Origin of the sequence: Pseudoalteromonas sp. S558, assembly GCF_005886635.1 — a bacterium.
Taxonomy (GTDB): Bacteria; Pseudomonadota; Gammaproteobacteria; order Enterobacterales; family Alteromonadaceae; genus Pseudoalteromonas; species Pseudoalteromonas aliena.
Genome location: NZ_PNDU01000511.1, coordinates 1 through 866, shown reverse-complemented (window position 1 = coordinate 866; position 866 = coordinate 1). Strand labels below are relative to the sequence as shown.

1 protein-coding gene is annotated in these 866 nt (G+C 40.4%); it reads right to left on the bottom strand.

All coding sequences use genetic code 11. From position 1 onward, the window contains the following. Window positions 1-77: 77 nt before the first annotated feature. Window positions 78-866, bottom strand: a 789-nt coding sequence (locus CWB66_RS21155; RefSeq protein ID WP_212747849.1) for a hypothetical protein, incomplete at its 5' end; no start/stop codon positions are given.

The following is an 866-nucleotide window of genomic DNA, read 5'->3' as shown; positions in this document are numbered from 1 at the left end:
GCTAATATTCGAGTGATACTTTATCTATGTACACCTTCAATATAAGATGCACACACTAAACCCTCTTTACTTTTGAGTTAGATATAATTTAACCCACCAATGGTGCAGTTTTCGGCTTTAGTGCACTCTATATCACAATACTCAACGTCAACCTCCATCTCAGCAAACACCTTAGCTGGGCGTAAATGTTCCATGGCTGTTTGCCAATGCTCAATCTGTGCTTGTTCAGTTAACTCCCAAGGTGCTTCTGATAAATCAAGACGAATGCCACCCCAAGTTTGAAGTTCTGTTTGTGTTTTTGGTGTGCTCAGTAATAATTCTTGGCCAAACTGCTTAACGTAATGCGGGCCCAAATAAGTACGCATTGCTAACCCTTTGGGGCCGACCTTAAAATAATCGACTGGAGCTAGCAATGCGGCCTCTCCCATCATCTCAATATACTCATCACGCTCGCTTTCCCACGGCTCATCAGGATAAGGCCGATCAATATGTATAGAGGCGATATCAGGCTTAAATATTTGTACTAAGCGGTCTGCAAACTCAAATAAAGCTGGGTAATGTTTACTGTTTAGTTTTGGATCAAATTCAAAATTAATGCGCTGTTTAGGCATAACGTCAATGCAGCCAAAATATTTCGCCAATTTATTGCGCTTTAGATAAATTTCTTCACCACCACCTTTTTTAACCGCCGTTGCTTTAGCTAAAATACCAATGCGGTCATAGGGCAACTTGCCGCGCTCCTCTAAACTCCAAAACTCAGGCGTAAACTCAGGGTAACTCTCAATTACATCTAATAATTCAGTAAATAATACTTCATCATTAAGTGGAGCAGTACCTAACATAGATACTCTTATCTGAAATGGTGA